This is a genomic window from [Clostridium] scindens ATCC 35704, assembly GCF_004295125.1.
Classification (GTDB): Bacteria; Bacillota; Clostridia; order Lachnospirales; family Lachnospiraceae; genus Clostridium_AP; species Clostridium_AP scindens.
On record NZ_CP036170.1, the window covers coordinates 62,369 to 80,395 of the forward strand.

Consider the following 18,027-nt stretch of genomic DNA (forward strand, 5'->3'; position numbering starts at 1 on the left):
CTTCCCTGATTATTTCTGGTGATTATTATACCCCTTCTGCTTTTATATTTCAACGGATAACCCCATCAGACCATTTGGCCTGGCTTCCCTTCTCCGTCTTTGTCACCTGAAGCTTGCAGTCAATCTGCTCCTTCAGTTCATTCACATGGGAAATGATGCCTACCAGCCTCTTGTCGCCGGCCAGATCATGAAGAACCCGGATGGCCTGTTCCCTGGCTGTATCGTCCAGAGACCCGAAGCCCTCGTCCACGAACATGGTATCCAGGCGGATGGCGCCGGCTGTATTCTGCACGATGTCCGCAAGCCCCAGGGCCATTGCCAGGGACGCCATAAAAGACTCACCGCCAGATAAGGTTTTTACATCCCTTACGGACGCGCTGGCCATATGGTACACATCCAGGTCAAGTCCGGCCTGGCCCTGGCTGCTTAAATTGCCTACTTCCCGGCATTGCAGGATAAATTCATTGGATGTCATACGCACCAGCCTCTGATTGGCCGCATGGATGATCTGCCGGAAGTACTGCCTCTGGACATAGGTTTCAAAATCCATCTTTACCGTCCCGCTCAGACTGCCGTTGGCCGTCCTGCTTAAGTTTTCCAGCATTTCATACTGGCTCCTTAGGATTCCTTTCTTATCCAGATACTGCTTCAGATGCTCCTTTACGCCCTGGTTCTTCCGATTCATGCTGTAGAGGCGCATGGATTCATTCTGTACCGCCTGCGCATCCGTCTCGGCCTTCTGGATCTCTTCTAGTATCTTGTCTGTATCCGCCGGCTCCATCCCTTCCAGCTGCGCTTCTATCGTCTTAATCATGCCCGCGGTCTCATTTACCTTGACGCGGTATTCCTGAATCTTCTGTTCCAAGAGCGCCGTTTCTTCTTCCGGCATTCTTGCGGCCTGGTATGCGGCCTCGTCCGCAAAGCCTTGCACCTTTAGCGCCTGGTTCCATGCCTCGCTTCTTATTCCTGCCTCTCTGTCAAGTTCTTCCACTGCTTCCTGACTACTTTTTTTCTGGCCTTCCAGCCTCCGCACGGTCACCATAGATTCTTTTTCCTCGGCCTTTGCCCGTTCATAGGCCTGCTTCAAAAGTTGAAGTTCATCTTCTAGCTCTGTCAGGCGCTCTTTGGCCTGCTCTTGGGATAGAAACGGCAATCCCTGGCACTTTGCCGCAAGATCCGCCTGGATCTGCTGATACTGCTTTTTAAGTTCTCCTTGTTCTGCCTCCAGTTTGGAGTGCTGTTCTTTCAGCACGGCCAGCTGATCCTCTATCTGCCGTTCCAGAGTTTTTGCCTCTTCATGCAGCTTAGCCTCTTTGTCTGCCTTCTCATATGCCCAAGAGACCTTATGATACGCTTCTTGGCATTGCCTTTCTGCCTCCAGAATCCTATGACAGATTGCCTCCGAAGGCAGCATTCCTTCATCCGGCTCATCCTCCGTCAGTTCCCGGTACCCCCTTAAAAAGGCGTTCTTTCCAGAACCATAACGGATGGCCGCCTCCTGGAAGGCAGCAGCAGAGGCATCCCTTCTCCTCTCTGCCAGATTCCTGCTTTCCCTGGCTTCTTCCACCTCCTGCTGGGCAGGCGCTCCTTCCTTTAACGGCTGGAGGGCGGGATGGCTTGTGGCGCCGCATACAGGACAAGGATCCCCTGCTTCAAGCCCCTGGGCAAGGATGCCCGCCTGTTCATCCAGAAAGGCCTGGTACTTTGCCTCATAGAGCGCTGCCGCGCTCAGATAGGATTTCCGATCCTCTTCTGACCTGCAGCGCTTCCTGCGACATTCTTCCTCCAGCGACAAAAGCGTGTCAAAGGAACCTTTCAGTTCTTTCAACTGTAAAAGCCGGTGGGAGCATTGCTCCTTTTTCATCCCCAGGGCTTCCACATTCATCTTGCTTACTTCGTATAATTCCTGTGCCCTTCGCGCTTCCTCTCTGGAGTGCTTCAAGCCGTCCTCCTTCGTTTCTGCTTCTTGAAGGACCCCCTGCTTTTTCTCCAGTGCTTTTCCAAGCGCTTCTTGCTGCTCTTTCAAGGCTTCTATCTGTTCGTACCGGGGCAGGGCATCTTGGATTCTGATAATCCCCGCTTCGCATTCTGCCTTCCAATCCAGAAATTCCTGCTCCTTCTTACTCTTTACGGCTTTTAATGCTTCCGCCAGGATTTGTGCTTCCTCCAGTTTTTCTTCCGTTATACGCAGGGTCTTCCTTCCCCTGTCAAGATTCATCCTTGCCTGTGCAAGCGCCTCCTCCGCAGAAGATGCCTTTTCCGCCCGTCTCGCCTGCGCAAGTCTTCTTTCTGATTCCTGGTATCTCTCCTTCTCCTTTCCAAGTTCCTGCCAGGATTCTTTCATATTCTCATAGGTTTGGAAGAGTTCATTGCGTGCCTCTGCTTCCAGCTTCTTGCTCTTTAACTGATCCAGCCTTTTTGCCAGCCTGTCAGATATTTTCTGTTTCTCCTTTTCCAAAGCCCGTCCTTCTTGCAGGATTTCTTCCAGCGTCGCTTTTACCTCTTCATAAGGCAGGACGGCAAGGCTTTTTATCTCTTCCCACCGTTCTTTTGAAGGAAGGGCCTTCTCCACTTCCACCCGCTCTATTTCCTGCCTGATCTCGCGCAGATTATCTTCCAGTTGATAGTAGAGCCTGCCCGCGTTTTTCTTTAATTCCTCCTGCACCCTGTAATAGAGCCTGGTCTGGAATATTTTCGTAAATATTTTCTTGCGCTCTTTAGATTCGGCATGCAGAAGTTTCAGGAAATCTCCCTGGGCGATCATGGCAATCTGGGTAAATTGAACCGAATCCAGGCCGATGATCTCCTCGATCTTCTGATCCGTCTCCCGCTTTTTGCCTTGAAAGACGCTCCCATCCGGCAGGATCAGTTCAACCTTGGAAGGTTCCTTCACATATCTGGGAGAGCCGTCCGCATAGCGCCGTTTTCCCAGCCGGATATATTCCGGATTCCTGCGGATCGTATATTCCTTTCCCTGATAGGAGAATGTGTATTCCACATAAGTACCCATATCTTCCGAAGCATACTGGCTGCGCATCATATTCCCGTCCCGCGCTCCGCCGCTGGTCTGGTCATACAGCGCATAAGTAATGGCATCAAATATGGTCGTCTTCCCGGATCCCGTATCCCCGGTTATCAGGAACAGCCCTTGCTGCACTCCCTGAAAATCTATCGTCGTCACTTCTGCATAGGAGCCGAAGGCTGACATCACTAATCTGATCGGCTTCATCGCTCTTCTCCCTCCGCCTCGTCAAACATCTTCTTCATAATTTCCAATTCTTCCTGTGCAAGCTGTCTGCCCTGCATCTCCTGATAGAAATCACAGAATGTCTCCAGGGGGTCTTTAAGCACCAGTTCCTCGTCCATCTCCCGCAGCTTATTTCTGGTTCTGGTATTGTCTGCCTTTACCTCCAGGATCCGGTCAAATACTTCTTCCAGCTGTTCTTTGGGCTTATAGGGATCCACCTCGTCAGTCAGCGTAATGCTGACATAATCATCCCGCTCCTTTTCATTCGCTCCCTCAAGAATCTCCGCTAGATTCCCCCTCTTCTTTTTGACATCCCGGAGAGGATGAAGCGCAAGCCGCTCTGCTTTGGGAGGCGCGCCCTTCTGGGAAAGGGTTACCAGCGTAAGCGCCTTTTCCTGGCCAGACTCGCTGACCGAATATTTCAGCAGCGTGCCGCAGTAGCAGATATGAGGCATGCCCACGCACTGGGCGCCGTGCAGATGCCCCAGAGCCACATAGTCAAACGCCTTTACCGCCCCAATATCCACATTATCGATTCCTCCTACAGAAAATGTCTCCGAATCGCAAGTCTTCGGCAGTTCATTTCCCGTATAGAATTGATGGGAGATCAGCACGTTGCGCCTGCCGCAGTAGTCAATCTCTTCTCGCCTGATCAGTTCTGCGACAGCATCCCCATAAGTCTGAGGCGGTTCTTCCGGAAATACGTTTCTTACATAGGAAGGCTTCAAAAACGGCAGCAGATAAAAATCCACCTCGCCATATTCATCGTTTAGCGTCACCTTGCGTATGTGCTCTCCCTCTGTCCTTGGAGCCGTCCCCGCAAGATAGATCTGGTGGTTTTTCAGAATGTCGGAAGCATAATCAAGCCTCTGGGCCGAATCATGGTTTCCACTGATGATGAGTAACGGAATAGCCGGGGTAATCTCAGAAAGAGAGGTCAGAAATTCGTCGAAGACGGCGACCGCTTCCGCTGAAGGCACAGATTTGTCATAGATGTCTCCTGCAATGATGATGGCATCCGGACGGAGGTCTTTCGCATACGCCACCACTTCCTCCAGTATGGCCTCCTGATCCTCTCTTAAATTATAACGGTGCAGCTGCTTGCCGATATGCAAGTCTGAAAGATGAAAAAATCTCATGGTCACCAGTCCTTCCTATATTTCGCATCGGAGACGATTGCAGATATGATCGGCACGAATGCCTATTCTATAATCCGCCTTGGCCTACATCAGGAACCGGAACCAATTGAACATGCCGACAAGGCGGATTCGCTGTTCCCGCTTTTTAGTCAGTTCCTGCCTCTCGACTCCTTCCGGGATCTCATAATGCTCTTCGTCCAGGACTTTTACAGAATCTGCCTCATATGCATCCATATAGCCCTTTAGCTGACTAGTTACTTCCTTACTGTCAACCACCAGCATCAGTTCCGTATCCAGATATGCGCTTCTCATGTCCATATTAAACGAGCCTACAATCGCAAGTTCATCTCCTATGGTAATACTCTTTCCATGGTAAGACACCCCGCCTTCATACTCCTGGATTTTAAGGCCTGTCTCCAGAAGCCTTCCTTTATTTTTCTGATAATCTGACGCTCCAAAAGGATTCCCATTATTGGCAACCGAATTGGTCATCATGGTTACATTGGGATTTTCCTCGCAGATTTCCGCAAATGACTGGTACATCCAGTCATTGCAGATGACATAGGGCGTATGGATCGCCACTTCCTCATCCGTCTCTTCCATCAGCCGCTTCAGGGAATAGAACAGCGTCGGTTCCTTGGAGTATACATGGGTGGGGTTGTAAAGAAGCGTAATGCGGTTCACTTCAAAAGTACGCTCTGCATAGTCACGCGCTTTCCCCATGTCCGGAAACTCCTTGTTCATCTTCTGGTACCGCTTCTTTAATTCCTCCCTGGCCTGGGCCACTTTCTCTTTGGATGCATTCTTCGAATCGTTATAAAAAGGCTTGCAGACATCAAGATTCCATACAGACTCAAAGTACTCTTCCAACTGGTGGATGGAACTTTCCTGATTTTCAGGTTCTGGCGTATAGACCAGCACATCCCTGTCATAATTCTTATATCCATGATCTCCCAGGAAATAATCATAGGTGTTCCTGCCTCCCAGCAGATAGAGATCGTCGTCTATGATCACATATTTGTCATGAAGTCGTCCCATGCTCTTCCAGGGCATCAGCAGATTAATCCGGTTATAGATCCTGATCTCCACCTTGTCCATGGTGGACAGCGCCTGAAAATATGCATTGCCATCCATCTGCTGCAGCGCCGAGAATCCGTCCACCAGAATCTTTACATCCACGCCCCGGTCTGCCGCCTCGATCAATGCGGCGATCACGTCCTTTCCGCTCTTATCTGCATGAAAGTCAAAGGTGGACAGAATAATCCGGTCCTTCGCCTGTGCAAACATATTCAATCGTTCTTTCAACGCCTCTTCATTATCTTCGATCACGCAGGCCCTGTCGCAGGAAGCCTGATCCGAATAGTATTCCTTGGGGTCGAAGCCCTCCTGATATTCTTTGCTCACCTGGGGATGCCTGATATAGGACAGTATGATTCCCAATAGCACATATAGAATGAATGCCACAATGATAAATACCAAATACCTCAATTTAAACCTCAGTCTCTTCTTCAATGTGATTCCTCTTCTCCTGCTTCTTTTCGCATGCGCCCGTAAAACAGCACATAACTTGCCAATGTAAACAGCATAATCAGGCAGCAGAGGCCTATCATGGCCTTAGTCGCCATAGCCGGCAGCCCTGGTATCAGAAGAAGAAGGAATATCATTACATAGGTGTATGCGGTGCATACCTTTCCATACCACTGGGCACCGTCCATATGCCGTCCTTTTTTCATCATCAGGCCTCCCATAATGAGCATATAGCCTTCTTTGACGATATACAGCAGTACTACCGCACGCATCAATGGATAGCGAAAAGTCAGGCTTAAGATGACTGCCCCAAGGGTCAGTTTGTCCGCTATGGGGTCCAGGATCTTTCCCCATTCTGTAATCAGATCGAACCGCCTTGCAATCTTTCCGTCAAAGCAGTCCGTAAGCCCTGAGATTCCGATCACCGCGGCAGCCTTCACATAATCCGCCGTCCCGCTTGCGTTAAAATAAAGCCATAAGTATACAGGTATCAGTATGATCCTGAAGTATCCCATCAGATTCGGGACTGAAAAATATTCCCGCTTCCAGTCTTGTCTCACCGTACATTCATCCCTTCCAGCATTTGTCTTGCTTCCTGCACATAGTAGAGGCGTCCGCCCTTTTCTGTCTCATCCATATGTAAGCCTCCTGTTTTTAAGTAATTGTATTGCTTGAATTTATTTTTTTCCTTTACTATACTTCTATTTTCATATTTTTGCAAGCTATACGTCTGCAAGAGACCTGCTAACCTGGATCTTCGCTATGACTGCATAGTTCGGATCCCCCAGCACACTGCCATCAGTTGCTGTTCTGCCTCTTTTGGAATATTCAAGCATTAACCAGCCAGCCCGAGTGCGGTTCTTCGCCTCGGACTGGCTTTGCTTTCCTTACAATTGATACTTTCAGGTTCCTTTTCTACCGCATATCGCTCTTTAGTCTTGTCCACGACCGGCTCGGCCTGTCTTTCAGAAATTCTCTCAGATACTCGAACTGCGGATGCTTCTTCAGAAATTCCTCCGCATAAAAAGGCATCCCGCAGGGACTCCCCCATCTGGCCCATAAACTCAGTTCCTTCGCGTCCTCGCTGTCGGCGGTCACCGCATCCACCGCTCCCCTTGGCTGGAAGGGAACCGGCCTCCCCGGCTGGCTCATGTACGCCCTGTCATCCAGTTCATAATGGGCGCATACCGTTCGGGAGCATGGATTCTCCCTATTCAGGTATACATCGAAATGATCCGCCAGAATCTCCTGCGCAGCCAGATTATCTATCCTCCCCTTATATTCTTCCAGGAGCCAGGGAAGGCGAACCTGTCTTGCTCCCTGGTGCCGCCGGATATCCGCGAAACCGCTGTTCTCGCATTCCAAGTTGCGGATTCTAGGATCCAAAGGTGCATTAAAGCCTGCATAATATCCATCAGAGGTCCTGTCTATATGATAAAACTTAAGACCTGCCTCAAACCGCATGATCTCTCCAGTCTCAATGTCCCCTGCCAGCCAGGTATTGGCATACCCGCCGTTATTGTCTTCCCAGAAAAGTTCTACGAATTCATCCAGGCATTCCGCATACTGGACGGCTCGCCGAATCCTCGCGAACTCTGGCGCGCCGTCGCAGTCATAAGCATTGAATCCTCCAATGGTGGTCTCTGTTATCATCAGTCCTCTTCCCTCTCCAACCCGGATCTCATAGAAATCGGAAAGGCTATGGATATAACCCGGGCAGGACTGCATGAGAAAGTGATTCCCTTCTGCCGGAGCCAGATCTACTACTACATTCATATAATTGCTATTCTCATACGGCGTAAATCTATTGTGTGCCATAACAATCCTTCCATCAGTCGTGTATGTCCCCGTTGCTATAAATGCGCTGCAGTGATCCCCAGCTCCAGAAGGAAATCTTTTCAAGGTTCTTCCGCCTGCATGCCGGATACCATGCTGTACGTCCAGGCTATCATAGAGTTCTGGCGCTGCGTTGGGGATCCAGGAACCGGTAAGTTCCTCATACCCATTCCACAGAATCAGATCATCCAGCGTCACTGGACAGTCCGGTATGACTTGCCTGACTCCCTGTACCATGCCCTGCATTTCTTCCATAAATTCTTTGTAAGGCTTCCTGCATAAGTGCTCCTTCCATTTATGCAAAATACTGATCTCGCTTTCTTTCAAAAACTCCCATTCTATGCCCGTCTGGAGCATTACCAGCCGGGACGCCTCCCTTATGGCATTTGTGATTTCTTTTGCCATGAGCCTCCCATAGGAGACACCCCGGTCAAAAGGCGCTCCCTCGATATGGATAAATTCCCATCCATCCCTTGCGAATCTATTTCTTTCCATAATAAATACTTCCCTCATAATTCTACTTCTCTTGTTATAATTTCCAGGTCATCTCGCTCCAATTCGCTTGAAATCTAATTATCCAACCCAGGAAAGTTTCGGGGATAAATGTGAATGTTTGGAGCCGTTACATATCCGTACAGAAATGAAGCGCAGGATCCAAAAACTGGCTGCCCTATACGGAAATTAGGACAATCAAGTTATCCTTTATTTCAAGGACGTCCTTAATCACTTTAAGGAGAAAAAATATGAAGCAGGATAAGATGCAGGAACTTGAAAAAATCATTCTTCGTGACTATGGAAACATCGCGGGAATGATGGTATTAAAGAACGGCAAGACGCTGTATGAAGGCTATTTTAACGGATGTACTGCCGCCAGCCGCTGCCACGTCTATTCCGTAACCAAGAGCATTATTTCCATATTGATTGGAATTGCCATGGATAAAGGATACATCAAAAACGTGGAGCAGAAAGTATTGGATTTTTTCCCGGATTACCCAGTCAAAAAAAGGGAGACGACGATACAGAATATTACGCTTGACCTGCTGGGAGGCCGGGGACAGATTTTATAAAAGCAACCGGACAGTCTGTATTCGATTTCGCAGCAGAAAACTTGTTTCGGCCTCTGGGAATCACGGTTGAGAGAAATCTCCTTTTCCATAATGCAAAGGAACAGCAGGCATTTAACAAAGCGACCGATATCAGCGGTTGGGTCATCGATTCCGCAGGAGTCAATGCGGCAGGCTGGGGACTTACCCTCTCTCCGGCGGATATGGACAGAATCGGGCAATTATATCTGAATGGCGGAACGTGGAATGGAAAACGGATCGTGCCGGAACACTGGGTGCGCGAGAGTACAAAAGAACATAGCCGGTGGAAAAATCGCAATCTGCCTTATGGATATTTGTGGTGGGTTCATGCGGACGGCTATGCGGCAATGGGGGATGGCGGGAATGTCACCTATGTCAATACCAAGAAAAACATGGTGGTCTCCATTTCTTCTCTTTTTAAGCGCAAGGCCAGGGATAGGATAGAGTTGATTCAGAGTTACATAGAACCAATGTTTGAGGTATAATGATAACTAAATATATATTTCCATAGAATAGGAGAACAGCCGTATGAATATTAAAGAAAAAATGCACAGCGGAGAATTATACTACCCCGGAGATGAGACGCTGATGAAGGAACAACTGGCATACCTTGAAAAATTATATGATTTTAATATGACGCGCCCCACGGAGCAGGAAAAAAGAAAAGAAATGTTGAAAGAAATGTTCGCGGAAATTGGGGAGGACTGCTATATCGAGCCGCCTCTGCATACAAACTTCGGTGGCAGGCATGTGCATTTCGGTCATAGCATCTATGCCAATTTCAACCTGACGCTGGTAGATGATACCCACATTTATGTGGGGGACTATACCATGTTCGGCCCTAATGTGACGGTAGCTACTGCAGGTCATCCTATCTGTCCTGAGTCCAGGCAGGAAGGATATCAATATAATTTCCCCGTACGCATTGGGAGAAACTGCTGGATTGGCGCCGGCGCCATTATCGTGCCCGGCATCACCATCGGCGACAACGTCGTGATCGGCGCTGGCAGCGTGGTTACAAAGGATATTCCTTCTAATGTTGTTGCAGTGGGCAACCCCTGCCGGATCCTGCGGGAAATCGGCGAGTATGACCGGGAGTACTACTTCAAGAACCGGAAGTTCCCGCCTGTAGATCGGCCTTAATATTGAAGCGGCGAGAAATTTAAGGGGGGACAGTTTGTTAGAACAAGAGGACTTGCAAGGTTTCCGACCTTTCAAGTCCGCTTCGCCTTGTTCCTTGACCTCACTACATACTAATCAAATACGCTTTATTGCCTAATTTCATTCTTCCATTTCTTGTAATTATAAAAAGCCTGCATAAGAATTACACTAAAAATCACAATTTCAATTATCCCTGTGAAGATATTTATATCAAATTCTTTATAAAACCCAACAATTATAATAATACCTATAAGAATCAACCACAATGTTCTAATAAATTTCCGTCTATAGCTTAATTTCCAATAACAAATTTCTATTCCTCTGTCTACTTTTTCACTCATTTCATATCTTTTCGAAATAAAAAACCAATAATTTCCACAATTACCAAATAATTTTAACATTTTCTATGCCTTTTACCAGTTAAATGTATGTAAAAGACTTTGAATGTTTTTTGCAAGCACTTTTTGGAGAAAAATGCAAAATATTTTTGGAGAATGTTGCATCTCCAAATTGGAGAAAGTTGCAAGGCCTCGGCTGGCAGCTATTCTGCCAGCTACATAGCCATTGCAGACCATATTTAGTTGTTATAGCGTGAGATATGGAAACGGAAGTTCCGAGTTTTCATCTTCATGTGCATGTTCCCTGAAATAGCGGAACTCCTCATCCAGCTCTTTATAATGGATAAAATCATTTAGATATCTCAGATCTTCTTCTGCGCATCGGTGATCTTCTATGAGATCAAGAAGATAATCATTCATCTCCTCATAGCGTTCCTGAAGGTTTTGATATTTTTTCTGTTCTTTGATAACTTTTTTATTTTTAGCCATTGTTACCTGCCTCCTGACTGCTGATTCTTGAAAGAGTTGCATTGATGCTTGATTCACGTAACCGATTATTGATCCCCGGGAACAGAATCAGTTCCACATGGTGGGTGAGCCTGCCAATCAGTGCTGTTGTCATCCGTTGGTCATAAAGAACGTTCACCCACTGTGAGAATTCAAGATTCGTGTTTAAAATCACCGATTTCTGCTCGTGTATCTCAGAAAGATAATCAAACAGAAGCTGTGAACCGGTGCGGTCATACGGAACATATCCGAATTCATCCAGAATCAGTATCCGGGCACTGTTAAGCTTCTTTTTCAGTGCAGTAAGCTTTCCGCTGCTCTGACTCTCGGAAAAGAGATTGATAAGTCCGGCAGTGCGGTAGAATCTTACCGGAATTTCCTGATTACATGCAGACATTCCAATCAGAATGGAAAGCATTGTTTTACCGGTTCCTGTTCCTCCATACATGATGACATTTTTTCCTGTATGATAAAACTCCAGGTCTAACAGGCTTTGGAAGCTGACGTCTTCCGGGAAATCTATCTCATCTGCCCTGAATTCCTCCACGCGGTATCTACGTGGGAAGCCGGCGGTATTGAGGAACTTGCTCTTCCTTTTTGCTGTACGGTATTCAATTTCGTTTGTCAGGAGGTTTAAAAGGTATTCCTGCGGTGTGTCTCCTTTCTGCTCGAAAGCCTGTCCTGCAAAGTTCGTGGACAGCTTGAGCTGTTTGCAGCATGCTGCAATGGATTTTTCTATATCAGCCATTTGAGACACCTCCCTTCTTAAGGGCGGCATCCAGCATTTTCAGATCATTTCTGAACGGAATGACCTTCTGCTGTGGCAGTAAAACTTTGTTTTCAAGCGGAGGCAGAAGCGGTACATCTGCATAGGTTCGCCTGTAAAGGCTCTGCAGACTGTCCGGATCTGTGGCATTCAGCCGGACTGCTTCGTCAACTGTTCTGACAGCACTAGCAAACCCGGTTCTTTCCGTAAGTTCTGCAAGCACCTTCAGGACACGTCCGCGTTCCTTGCTTTCGCAGTTATCCATGTATATCTGCATGGTTTGTGGCATCATGTCATATATGCCGCTGTTTCGAAGAGAACGGGGTTTCCTGGCGATATATGTAAGGTATGGCAGCCAGTCCATTCTTTCATGTTCATTGCCGTAAAGGCGCTTATGACGCACCACTTCGTGCATATCTTTGTCCATGACAATCACATCAGAGGATGTAATCTTGAGATTTACAATGGACTCACAGAAAGCCGGTGAAGCAGAATAACGGTGCTTTCCTGCGTCAAGAGTAAACTTTCCATATTTATCCGTTGTTGCCGTTGTGTAAAGTGCCGTATCAAACGGAACGGAAGGAAGCGGCAGTAAACGAGCCTTATCTTCTTCAAACAGTTTACTGATAAAGCGGTCATCATCGTCATCATAGTGCTCACGCTGCATATCGATTTCACAACGATCCAGAAGATGCTTGTTTTCTTTCACAAGATCATCAAAGCGGGGTACCGGTACAAGTTCGTTGCGGCGCAGGTAGCCAACCTTGTTTTCCACGTTTCCTTTTTCCCATCCGGATTCAGGATTCATAAAAACCGGCTTAATGCGGTAGTGTTCACAAAAGCGTTGAAACCGCTCTGTTACATTACGCCCGCCACCTTTGATGATTTCGGTAACAATGGTTCTGGTATTGTCAAACCAGATTTCCGTGGGAACACCACCGATGTGCTCAAATATGGCAACCAGTCCTTCCAGAAGACATTCCATGTTTTCGCCATAATTAAGCTGGAGGAAACCTCCGTTACTGTAGGGAAAACTGAGCACAAGGTACTTAGCCTCGTGATGAAGCCTGTCATTTTCATAAAAATCGGCTGTTCCAAAGTCTGACTGGGCTTCGCCGGGATGATGATTAAGAGGGATATAGCCATCGGTTCTTTTTAGCCGTAGTTCCTCTTTCTTCTGTTTGACGTATAAGGCAACAAGCCGATAACTGCAGCCGAAACCATCTGCTTCATCCTTGAGGCGTTTAAATACTCTTTTGGCTGTATGCCGTTGCTTTCTTGGTGCAAGCTTGTCTGCCTGCAGCCATTCATCAATCAAAGGTTTGAATGGGTCAAGCTTGGATTCGTGAACCTCTGATGATGCAGGTTTGGGAGATGGATTGTTAAAGTCCTCCATATCCACATATTTTTTGACCGTTTTCCAGTTAAGGCCGGTCTCAGATGCGATTTCAGAAATGTTCTTATCTTGCCGGTAGAACATATCTCTGATATGATGTATCTGATCCATTGTAGTTGACATTCTCCTTTCCTCCTTGTCTTTATTGTTTGGACTACAATAAAGATAAGGTTAATGGTTTTTGGATATACCTGCAATGGATCTTTTCATGGGAATGCTCATACTTGGTGGCTGCCACTCAAGCGCTACACCGTTCCTGAGCGCTTCTAGCGAATGCCTTGCAACTTTCTCCAATTTGGAGATGCAACATTCTCCAATTCCCGTTTGCAACTTTCGGTAATTCTATTTTACAATAAACACTTTGAATAAACAACACTTCTTTCTGTTATAGTATTTTGCTTCATAAATTATTTACACCATAATACCGATATATTGCTGAACCAATGTATTTTGTAACTCCTTTTCCGTACTGTTTATCTGTAGGTTCTTCCATCTGAGAATGATTCAGATAATCTTTGGCGACTTCCAATAACAAAGTTCTTGGATTCTCCACTCTAAACATATTTTTGTAACTTTCTCCCAGTGCTTTTACTGACTCTATTGCCAGTTCTTCATCAAATTGAGCCATTGCAATGGCAAACTGCTTATAAACCGAATCGATTGCAATTCTTTGTTCTTCCATTTCCTCTCGGCTTTGCCCTGTTGACTTCAGACTTGCTTCTACTGCTTTTTCTTTGCTTCCATAAATCTTAATCAAATGTTCACACGCCTTTTCATCTTTGAAGCTTTCTGAAACAGATTCTTTAAACTTATCAACATTTCCATAACGCTCAATAATTACTTTTTTATCCTCTTCACTCATAATTTCTAAAGAATGTTGGATTATTTTTTGAATGTCATCATCATTGAATGCTTCAAAACTCATCTTGTCCTCTCCTTTCAACACATCAGAAATCAATTCGATAATACCGTTCAGACGATTCCGTTTCATTTCCAACATCATCTTCTGTGTTTCAAGAATCTTACGATTATCACTTTCAGAATCTTTCATAATTGCTTTTATTTCCGACAATGGAACTTCTAGTTCCCGAAAAAACATAATCTGACGTAGTTTTTTCAATGACCTTTCATCATACAAGCGGTATCCTGCTTCTGTTACTTTAGCAGGTTTTAACAAATCAATTTCATCATAGTATCGTAATGTTCTTATACTGATTCCAGTCAATTCTGATACTTCTTTAACTGTTTTCATATGTCCTCCTTTCCCTTTCATCGTAAACCGTTACGTTACTGGAGAGTCAAGATATTTTTTCCATTTTATCACATCTTCAATAATACTGCCTTTACTTTTACAAATGAGAAATGACGCAGATAATGTTTTCACTACCTACGTCATTTCCCATTACATTTTTGAAATATTTACTCCATTTTCTTTCAGCTTTTACTCCAAATTTACTCCATTTTAAAAATCTGTTACGATATTTTACGATATTCTACGATACCTTTTCTTTGAAGAAAAATGTCTGTAAGCCTTGATATTCAGCGAACTTTTCAATATTTCCAAGCACTTTATTCTGTTGTGAGCTTTTCTCTCAAATTATTTCATCACGATATTAATGATTTTCTTCGGCACATAGATTTCTTTTACAATCGTGCCTGTCAATTTATCTGCCACTGCTTCTTTTCCTTCGGCAATCGCATCTTCCTTGGAAATGTCCGCTGCCACGGAAATGACTGCTCTTGTCTTGCCATTAATCTGTACTGGCACTTCGATCTCGTCATCTTTCATGGCTTCCATGTCATAAGTCGGCCATCCGGCTGTGAACACGCTACCCTCATGTCCCAGCTGCTCCCAGATTTCCTCTGCGATATGAGGGGCGAATGGGGAAAGCAGCACTGCCATTGTGGACAATGTCTCCTTATCGATCGCGCCTTCCTTCTTGGCAATCTCAATCAATTTATTGTTATGCTCCATAAATCCTGAGATCGCTGTATTCAGGCTGAAACTTTCCAGACGGGTTGTAATGTCATACACCAGTCTGTGGCGCTCTTTGATCATATCCTTGGTAGCCTTAACATCCGCATCCTTGCTGTCCATCACAAGATTCCAGAGACGCTTCAAGAAACGGTTTACTCCGTCGATTCCTCTGTCATCCCACTCTGCATCCAGTTCCGGAGGACCTACGAACAGTTCATACATCCGGAGGGAATCGCATCCGTAGTCTCTTACCAGATCATCCGGGGAAACCACGTTTCCTTTGGACTTGCTCATCTTGATGCCATTCTTGCCGGTGATCATTCCCTGATTGAACAGTTTATGGAACGGCTCGTCAAAGTCGATCGCTCCGATGTCATATAAAAACTTGGTATAGAAGCGGGAGTACAGAAGGTGAAGTACCGCGTGCTCTACGCCGCCGATATACATATCTACCGGAAGCATCTCGTCTGCCTTTTCTCTGGAAACCAGTTCCTTGTCATTGTGATTATCCACATAGCGCAGGAAATACCAGGAAGACCCTGCCCACTGAGGCATGGTGTTGGTCTCTCGCTTGGCAGGCTTTCCACATACCGGGCACTTACAGTTCACCCACTCGTCAATTCCAGCCAGTGGAGATTCTCCGGTTCCGGTAGGCTCATAGGATTCTACCTCAGGCAGGCGAAGCGGAAGTTCTTCTTCCGGTACCGGAACGGCTCCGCAGTCCGGGCAATGCACGATCGGAATCGGCTCGCCCCAGTATCTCTGGCGGGAGAATACCCAGTCACGCAGCTTGTAGTTCACGGTTGCCCGGCCAAGTCCGCGCTTCTCGATGATGTGTGGCGCCTCTTTCTTAAGTACCGCGGATTCCATGCCATTCCATTCTCCTGAATTGATCATGGTTCCTGCCGCTTCTGTATAGGCTTCTGTCATATTTTCGATTTCCTTGCCGTCCTTGGCGATAACCTGGACGATCGGAATTCCAAACTTGGTGGCAAATTCAAAGTCACGGTCGTCATGGGCAGGAACGCACATGATGGCTCCTGTACCATAATCCGCCAGAACGTAGTCGGACAGCCAGATTGGCGTCTTCTCCCCGTTCAGCGGGTTGATCGCGTAACTTCCGGTAAATACGCCGGTCTTTTCCTTATCCTGCATACGGTCTACGTTAGACTTCATGGACGCATCGTAGATATACTTTTCTACCGCCTCTCTTGTCTCATCCGTAGCCAGGCTCTTGGAAAGTTCATGCTCAGGCGCAAGTACCATGAAGGTAGCGCCATAGAGGGTGTCCGGCCTGGTGGTGTAGACCGTGATTTTTTCTTCTCTTCCTTCAATTGGGAAATCTACTTCCGCTCCATAGGACTTTCCAATCCAGTCTGCCTGCATCTTCTTAACCTTCTCCGGCCAGTCCAGCTTGTCTAAGTCGCTGAGCAGACGCTCCGCATACTTGGTGATCCGCAGCATCCACTGGCGCAGATTCTTCTTGGTCACTTCCGTGCCGCAGCGCTCGCACTTGCCATTGACAACTTCCTCGTTCGCAAGGCCGGTCTTGCAGGATGGGCACCAGTTGATCGGAAATTCCTTCTCATAAGCAAGGCCTTCCTTGAACATTTTTACGAAGATCCACTGGGTCCATTTATAGAATTCGGGATCTGTAGTGTTCACTTCCATATCCCAGTCATACAGGGCAGCGATCTCGTTAATCTGGCGCTTGATGTTCTTTACATTCTCTGCTGTGGAGATTGCAGGATGCACGCCCATCTTGATGGCATAGTTCTCAGCTGGAAGTCCGAACGCATCCCATCCCATCGGATGCACGATATAGTATCCCTGCTGCAGCTTATATCTGCTCCATACGTCAGAGATTACATATCCTCTCCAATGTCCTACATGAAGGCCATTTCCCGACGGATATGGGAACATGTCCAGACAGTAGTACTTTTCCCGCTTATTCCCCTTTTCGTCAGCCTTAAGGTTGACTGGATTCTGCTCCCATCTTTCACGCCATTTTTTCTCGATTGCCTTATGATTATAAGGTACGTTTGACATTATTCTTTCCTCCTGCTCTTTTGATATATTAAGGCCCATCGGCCTTGTCAGCATAACTGCTTTCTTAGAAAAAGCCTTCTCATCTCGCAAGAGACGAAAAGGCCTGAACTTCCGTGGTACCACTCTTTTTCACCCGTACTGATAAAATACAGATGCACTCATTATCTTCTGTAACGGGAAGGCCCGCTTCTGCCTATGCGATCATACAGGGTTCAGCAGAAGAACTCCAAGGCGAGTTGGGAGATTACGCTTGCTGCCTTGCACCATCCGGCAGTTCTCTGTAAAACGGTAGGCTCTTACTACTCCTCTTCTTCGTTTCTACAATATTCTTACTTATTATATGAAGAATGTTAAAATAAGTCAAGTCCTGATTTTAGGGTTCCTGAAAAACTTATTTTTTGTAGTTGTTCACGCCTTGGCTTTAGTGTATAATAAACATAAGTAAATGGTACTGAAAACTTCAGTATAATATGATACATAAAGGAGAGGTTTGCCATGGTAAATTTATTAACAGGCCCAAAAGGCACCGGAAAGACACAACAAATGATTGAGCAGGCTAATCAGCAGGCGAAAAGCTGTAACGGAAACGTAGTTTTTATCAAAAAGACACATCGCGACACCGCAAGTGTTGCATTTGATATCCGTACGATCTGTATGGATGATTTTCCAGCAATTGAAAATATTGACGAGTATATCGGCTTTTTATATGGCATGTACAGTTCCAACCATGATATTGAATGTGTATTCATCGATGGAATACTGAAGCATGCCGATATTTCTTTAAGCAACATGCCAGAATTCATTGAGCGCCTTAAGAAGATTTCAAAAGAATGCGACATTGAATTCTATGTAAGCATCAGCGCCAACAAAGAAGATTTATCTGGTATTGACCAGACAGGCTGCCAGTATCTAAACTAGAACAACCGGAAAATACACGAAGCGAATGGAATTGCAGGGCGGTCCAGTGATGGGCTGCCCTTTTACGGTATGAGAAAATG

At 46.3% G+C, this 18,027-nt stretch carries 15 protein-coding genes, 1 pseudogene and 1 other annotated feature; of the genes and pseudogenes, 5 read left to right on the forward strand and 11 right to left on the reverse strand.

Annotated features, from left to right (window positions below):
* Positions 1 to 49: 49 nt before the first annotated feature.
* The 5 genes from HDCHBGLK_RS00285 to HDCHBGLK_RS00305 form a co-directional block, all read right to left on the reverse strand.
* Entirely contained in the window at positions 50 to 3,229 is a 3,180-nt protein-coding gene (locus HDCHBGLK_RS00285) for an AAA family ATPase (protein WP_004608314.1), read from the reverse strand.
* Complete coding sequence (locus HDCHBGLK_RS00290) at positions 3,226 to 4,386, reverse strand: exonuclease SbcCD subunit D (protein ID WP_004608313.1); 1,161 nt, start codon at positions 4,384 to 4,386, stop codon at positions 3,226 to 3,228. The genes HDCHBGLK_RS00285 and HDCHBGLK_RS00290 overlap by 4 nt, the downstream gene beginning before the upstream one ends.
* An 84-nt stretch (positions 4,387 to 4,470) precedes the next feature.
* A complete protein-coding gene (locus HDCHBGLK_RS00295) occupies positions 4,471 to 5,898 on the reverse strand; it encodes a phospholipase D family protein (protein WP_004608312.1) in 1,428 nt (475 codons plus the stop codon).
* Entirely contained in the window at positions 5,895 to 6,473 is a 579-nt protein-coding gene (locus HDCHBGLK_RS00300) for a CDP-alcohol phosphatidyltransferase family protein (RefSeq protein ID WP_004608311.1), read from the reverse strand. Before HDCHBGLK_RS00300 ends, HDCHBGLK_RS00295 begins: the two co-directional genes overlap by 4 nt.
* Before the next feature lie 355 nt (positions 6,474 to 6,828).
* Positions 6,829 to 8,244, reverse strand: coding sequence for a C45 family autoproteolytic acyltransferase/hydolase (locus HDCHBGLK_RS00305; protein ID WP_233440718.1), 1,416 nt, complete (start codon positions 8,242 to 8,244; stop codon positions 6,829 to 6,831).
* Between the two features lie 88 nt (positions 8,245 to 8,332).
* Between HDCHBGLK_RS00305 and HDCHBGLK_RS19890 the strand changes: the two are divergent.
* From HDCHBGLK_RS19890 to HDCHBGLK_RS19895, 4 genes and pseudogenes are all read left to right on the forward strand, one after another.
* Positions 8,333 to 8,434 (forward strand): annotated as a pseudogene (locus HDCHBGLK_RS19890) (WCX domain-containing protein); the annotation flags it as partial.
* A 58-nt stretch (positions 8,435 to 8,492) separates the two neighbouring features.
* Positions 8,493 to 8,816 carry a serine hydrolase domain-containing protein gene (locus HDCHBGLK_RS19590; RefSeq protein ID WP_004608308.1) on the forward strand — a complete coding sequence of 108 codons (324 nt, stop codon included), beginning with the start codon at positions 8,493 to 8,495 and terminating at the stop codon, positions 8,814 to 8,816.
* Between the two features lie 41 nt (positions 8,817 to 8,857).
* On the forward strand, positions 8,858 to 9,319 hold the full coding sequence (locus tag HDCHBGLK_RS19595) for a serine hydrolase domain-containing protein (RefSeq protein ID WP_004608307.1): 462 nt from the start codon (positions 8,858 to 8,860) through the stop codon (positions 9,317 to 9,319).
* Between the two features lie 43 nt (positions 9,320 to 9,362).
* Positions 9,363 to 9,977, forward strand: coding sequence for a sugar O-acetyltransferase (locus HDCHBGLK_RS19895; protein ID WP_004608306.1), 615 nt, complete (start codon positions 9,363 to 9,365; stop codon positions 9,975 to 9,977).
* A 125-nt stretch (positions 9,978 to 10,102) separates the two neighbouring features.
* Here the strand turns inward: HDCHBGLK_RS19895 and HDCHBGLK_RS00325 are convergent, their stop codons facing one another.
* The 6 genes from HDCHBGLK_RS00325 to leuS form a co-directional block, all read right to left on the reverse strand.
* Positions 10,103 to 10,396, reverse strand: a complete 294-nt coding sequence (locus HDCHBGLK_RS00325; protein ID WP_004608305.1) for a hypothetical protein — start codon at positions 10,394 to 10,396, stop codon at positions 10,103 to 10,105.
* A 183-nt stretch (positions 10,397 to 10,579) separates the two neighbouring features.
* The gene (locus HDCHBGLK_RS00330; protein ID WP_004604852.1) at positions 10,580 to 10,822 is read right to left on the reverse strand and encodes a hypothetical protein; all 243 of its coding nucleotides are present in this window, start codon (positions 10,820 to 10,822) and stop codon (positions 10,580 to 10,582) included.
* On the reverse strand, positions 10,815 to 11,588 hold the full coding sequence (locus HDCHBGLK_RS00335; protein ID WP_004605482.1) for an ATP-binding protein: 774 nt from the start codon (positions 11,586 to 11,588) through the stop codon (positions 10,815 to 10,817). Before HDCHBGLK_RS00335 ends, HDCHBGLK_RS00330 begins: the two co-directional genes overlap by 8 nt.
* On the reverse strand, positions 11,581 to 13,113 hold the full coding sequence (gene istA / locus HDCHBGLK_RS00340) for an IS21 family transposase (RefSeq protein ID WP_004605483.1): 1,533 nt from the start codon (positions 13,111 to 13,113) through the stop codon (positions 11,581 to 11,583). Before istA ends, HDCHBGLK_RS00335 begins: the two co-directional genes overlap by 8 nt.
* A gap of 289 nt (positions 13,114 to 13,402) precedes the next feature.
* On the reverse strand, positions 13,403 to 14,254 hold the full coding sequence (locus HDCHBGLK_RS00345) for a MerR family transcriptional regulator (protein ID WP_039910032.1): 852 nt from the start codon (positions 14,252 to 14,254) through the stop codon (positions 13,403 to 13,405).
* Positions 14,255 to 14,599: 345 nt separating this feature from the next.
* Complete coding sequence (gene leuS, locus HDCHBGLK_RS00350; protein ID WP_174722013.1) at positions 14,600 to 17,029, reverse strand: leucine--tRNA ligase; 2,430 nt, start codon at positions 17,027 to 17,029, stop codon at positions 14,600 to 14,602.
* A gap of 86 nt (positions 17,030 to 17,115) precedes the next feature.
* Positions 17,116 to 17,351, reverse strand: a binding site (T-box leader).
* A gap of 173 nt (positions 17,352 to 17,524) precedes the next feature.
* On the opposite strand from leuS, the gene HDCHBGLK_RS00355 reads away from it, so the two are divergent.
* Positions 17,525 to 17,947, forward strand: a complete 423-nt coding sequence (locus HDCHBGLK_RS00355) for a hypothetical protein (RefSeq protein ID WP_004608300.1) — start codon at positions 17,525 to 17,527, stop codon at positions 17,945 to 17,947.
* Positions 17,948 to 18,027: the final 80 nt, after the last annotated feature.

Coding starts and splice junctions, on each gene's coding strand:
- HDCHBGLK_RS00345 (WP_039910032.1), bottom strand. CDS start 14,254: ATGAAAACAGTTAAAGAAGTATCAGAATTGACTGGAATCAGTATAAGA.
- HDCHBGLK_RS00290 (WP_004608313.1), bottom strand. CDS start 4,386: ATGAGATTTTTTCATCTTTCAGACTTGCATATCGGCAAGCAGCTGCAC.
- HDCHBGLK_RS00305 (WP_233440718.1), bottom strand. CDS start 8,244: ATGGAAAGAAATAGATTCGCAAGGGATGGATGGGAATTTATCCATATC.
- HDCHBGLK_RS00335 (WP_004605482.1), bottom strand. CDS start 11,588: ATGGCTGATATAGAAAAATCCATTGCAGCATGCTGCAAACAGCTCAAG.
- HDCHBGLK_RS00330 (WP_004604852.1), bottom strand. CDS start 10,822: ATGGCTAAAAATAAAAAAGTTATCAAAGAACAGAAAAAATATCAAAAC.
- istA (WP_004605483.1), bottom strand. CDS start 13,113: ATGGATCAGATACATCATATCAGAGATATGTTCTACCGGCAAGATAAG.
- HDCHBGLK_RS00355 (WP_004608300.1), top strand. CDS start 17,525: ATGGTAAATTTATTAACAGGCCCAAAAGGCACCGGAAAGACACAACAA.
- HDCHBGLK_RS00325 (WP_004608305.1), bottom strand. CDS start 10,396: ATGTTAAAATTATTTGGTAATTGTGGAAATTATTGGTTTTTTATTTCG.
- HDCHBGLK_RS19895 (WP_004608306.1), top strand. CDS start 9,363: ATGAATATTAAAGAAAAAATGCACAGCGGAGAATTATACTACCCCGGA.
- HDCHBGLK_RS00285 (WP_004608314.1), bottom strand. CDS start 3,229: ATGAAGCCGATCAGATTAGTGATGTCAGCCTTCGGCTCCTATGCAGAA.
- leuS (WP_174722013.1), bottom strand. CDS start 17,029: ATGTCAAACGTACCTTATAATCATAAGGCAATCGAGAAAAAATGGCGT.
- HDCHBGLK_RS19590 (WP_004608308.1), top strand. CDS start 8,493: ATGAAGCAGGATAAGATGCAGGAACTTGAAAAAATCATTCTTCGTGAC.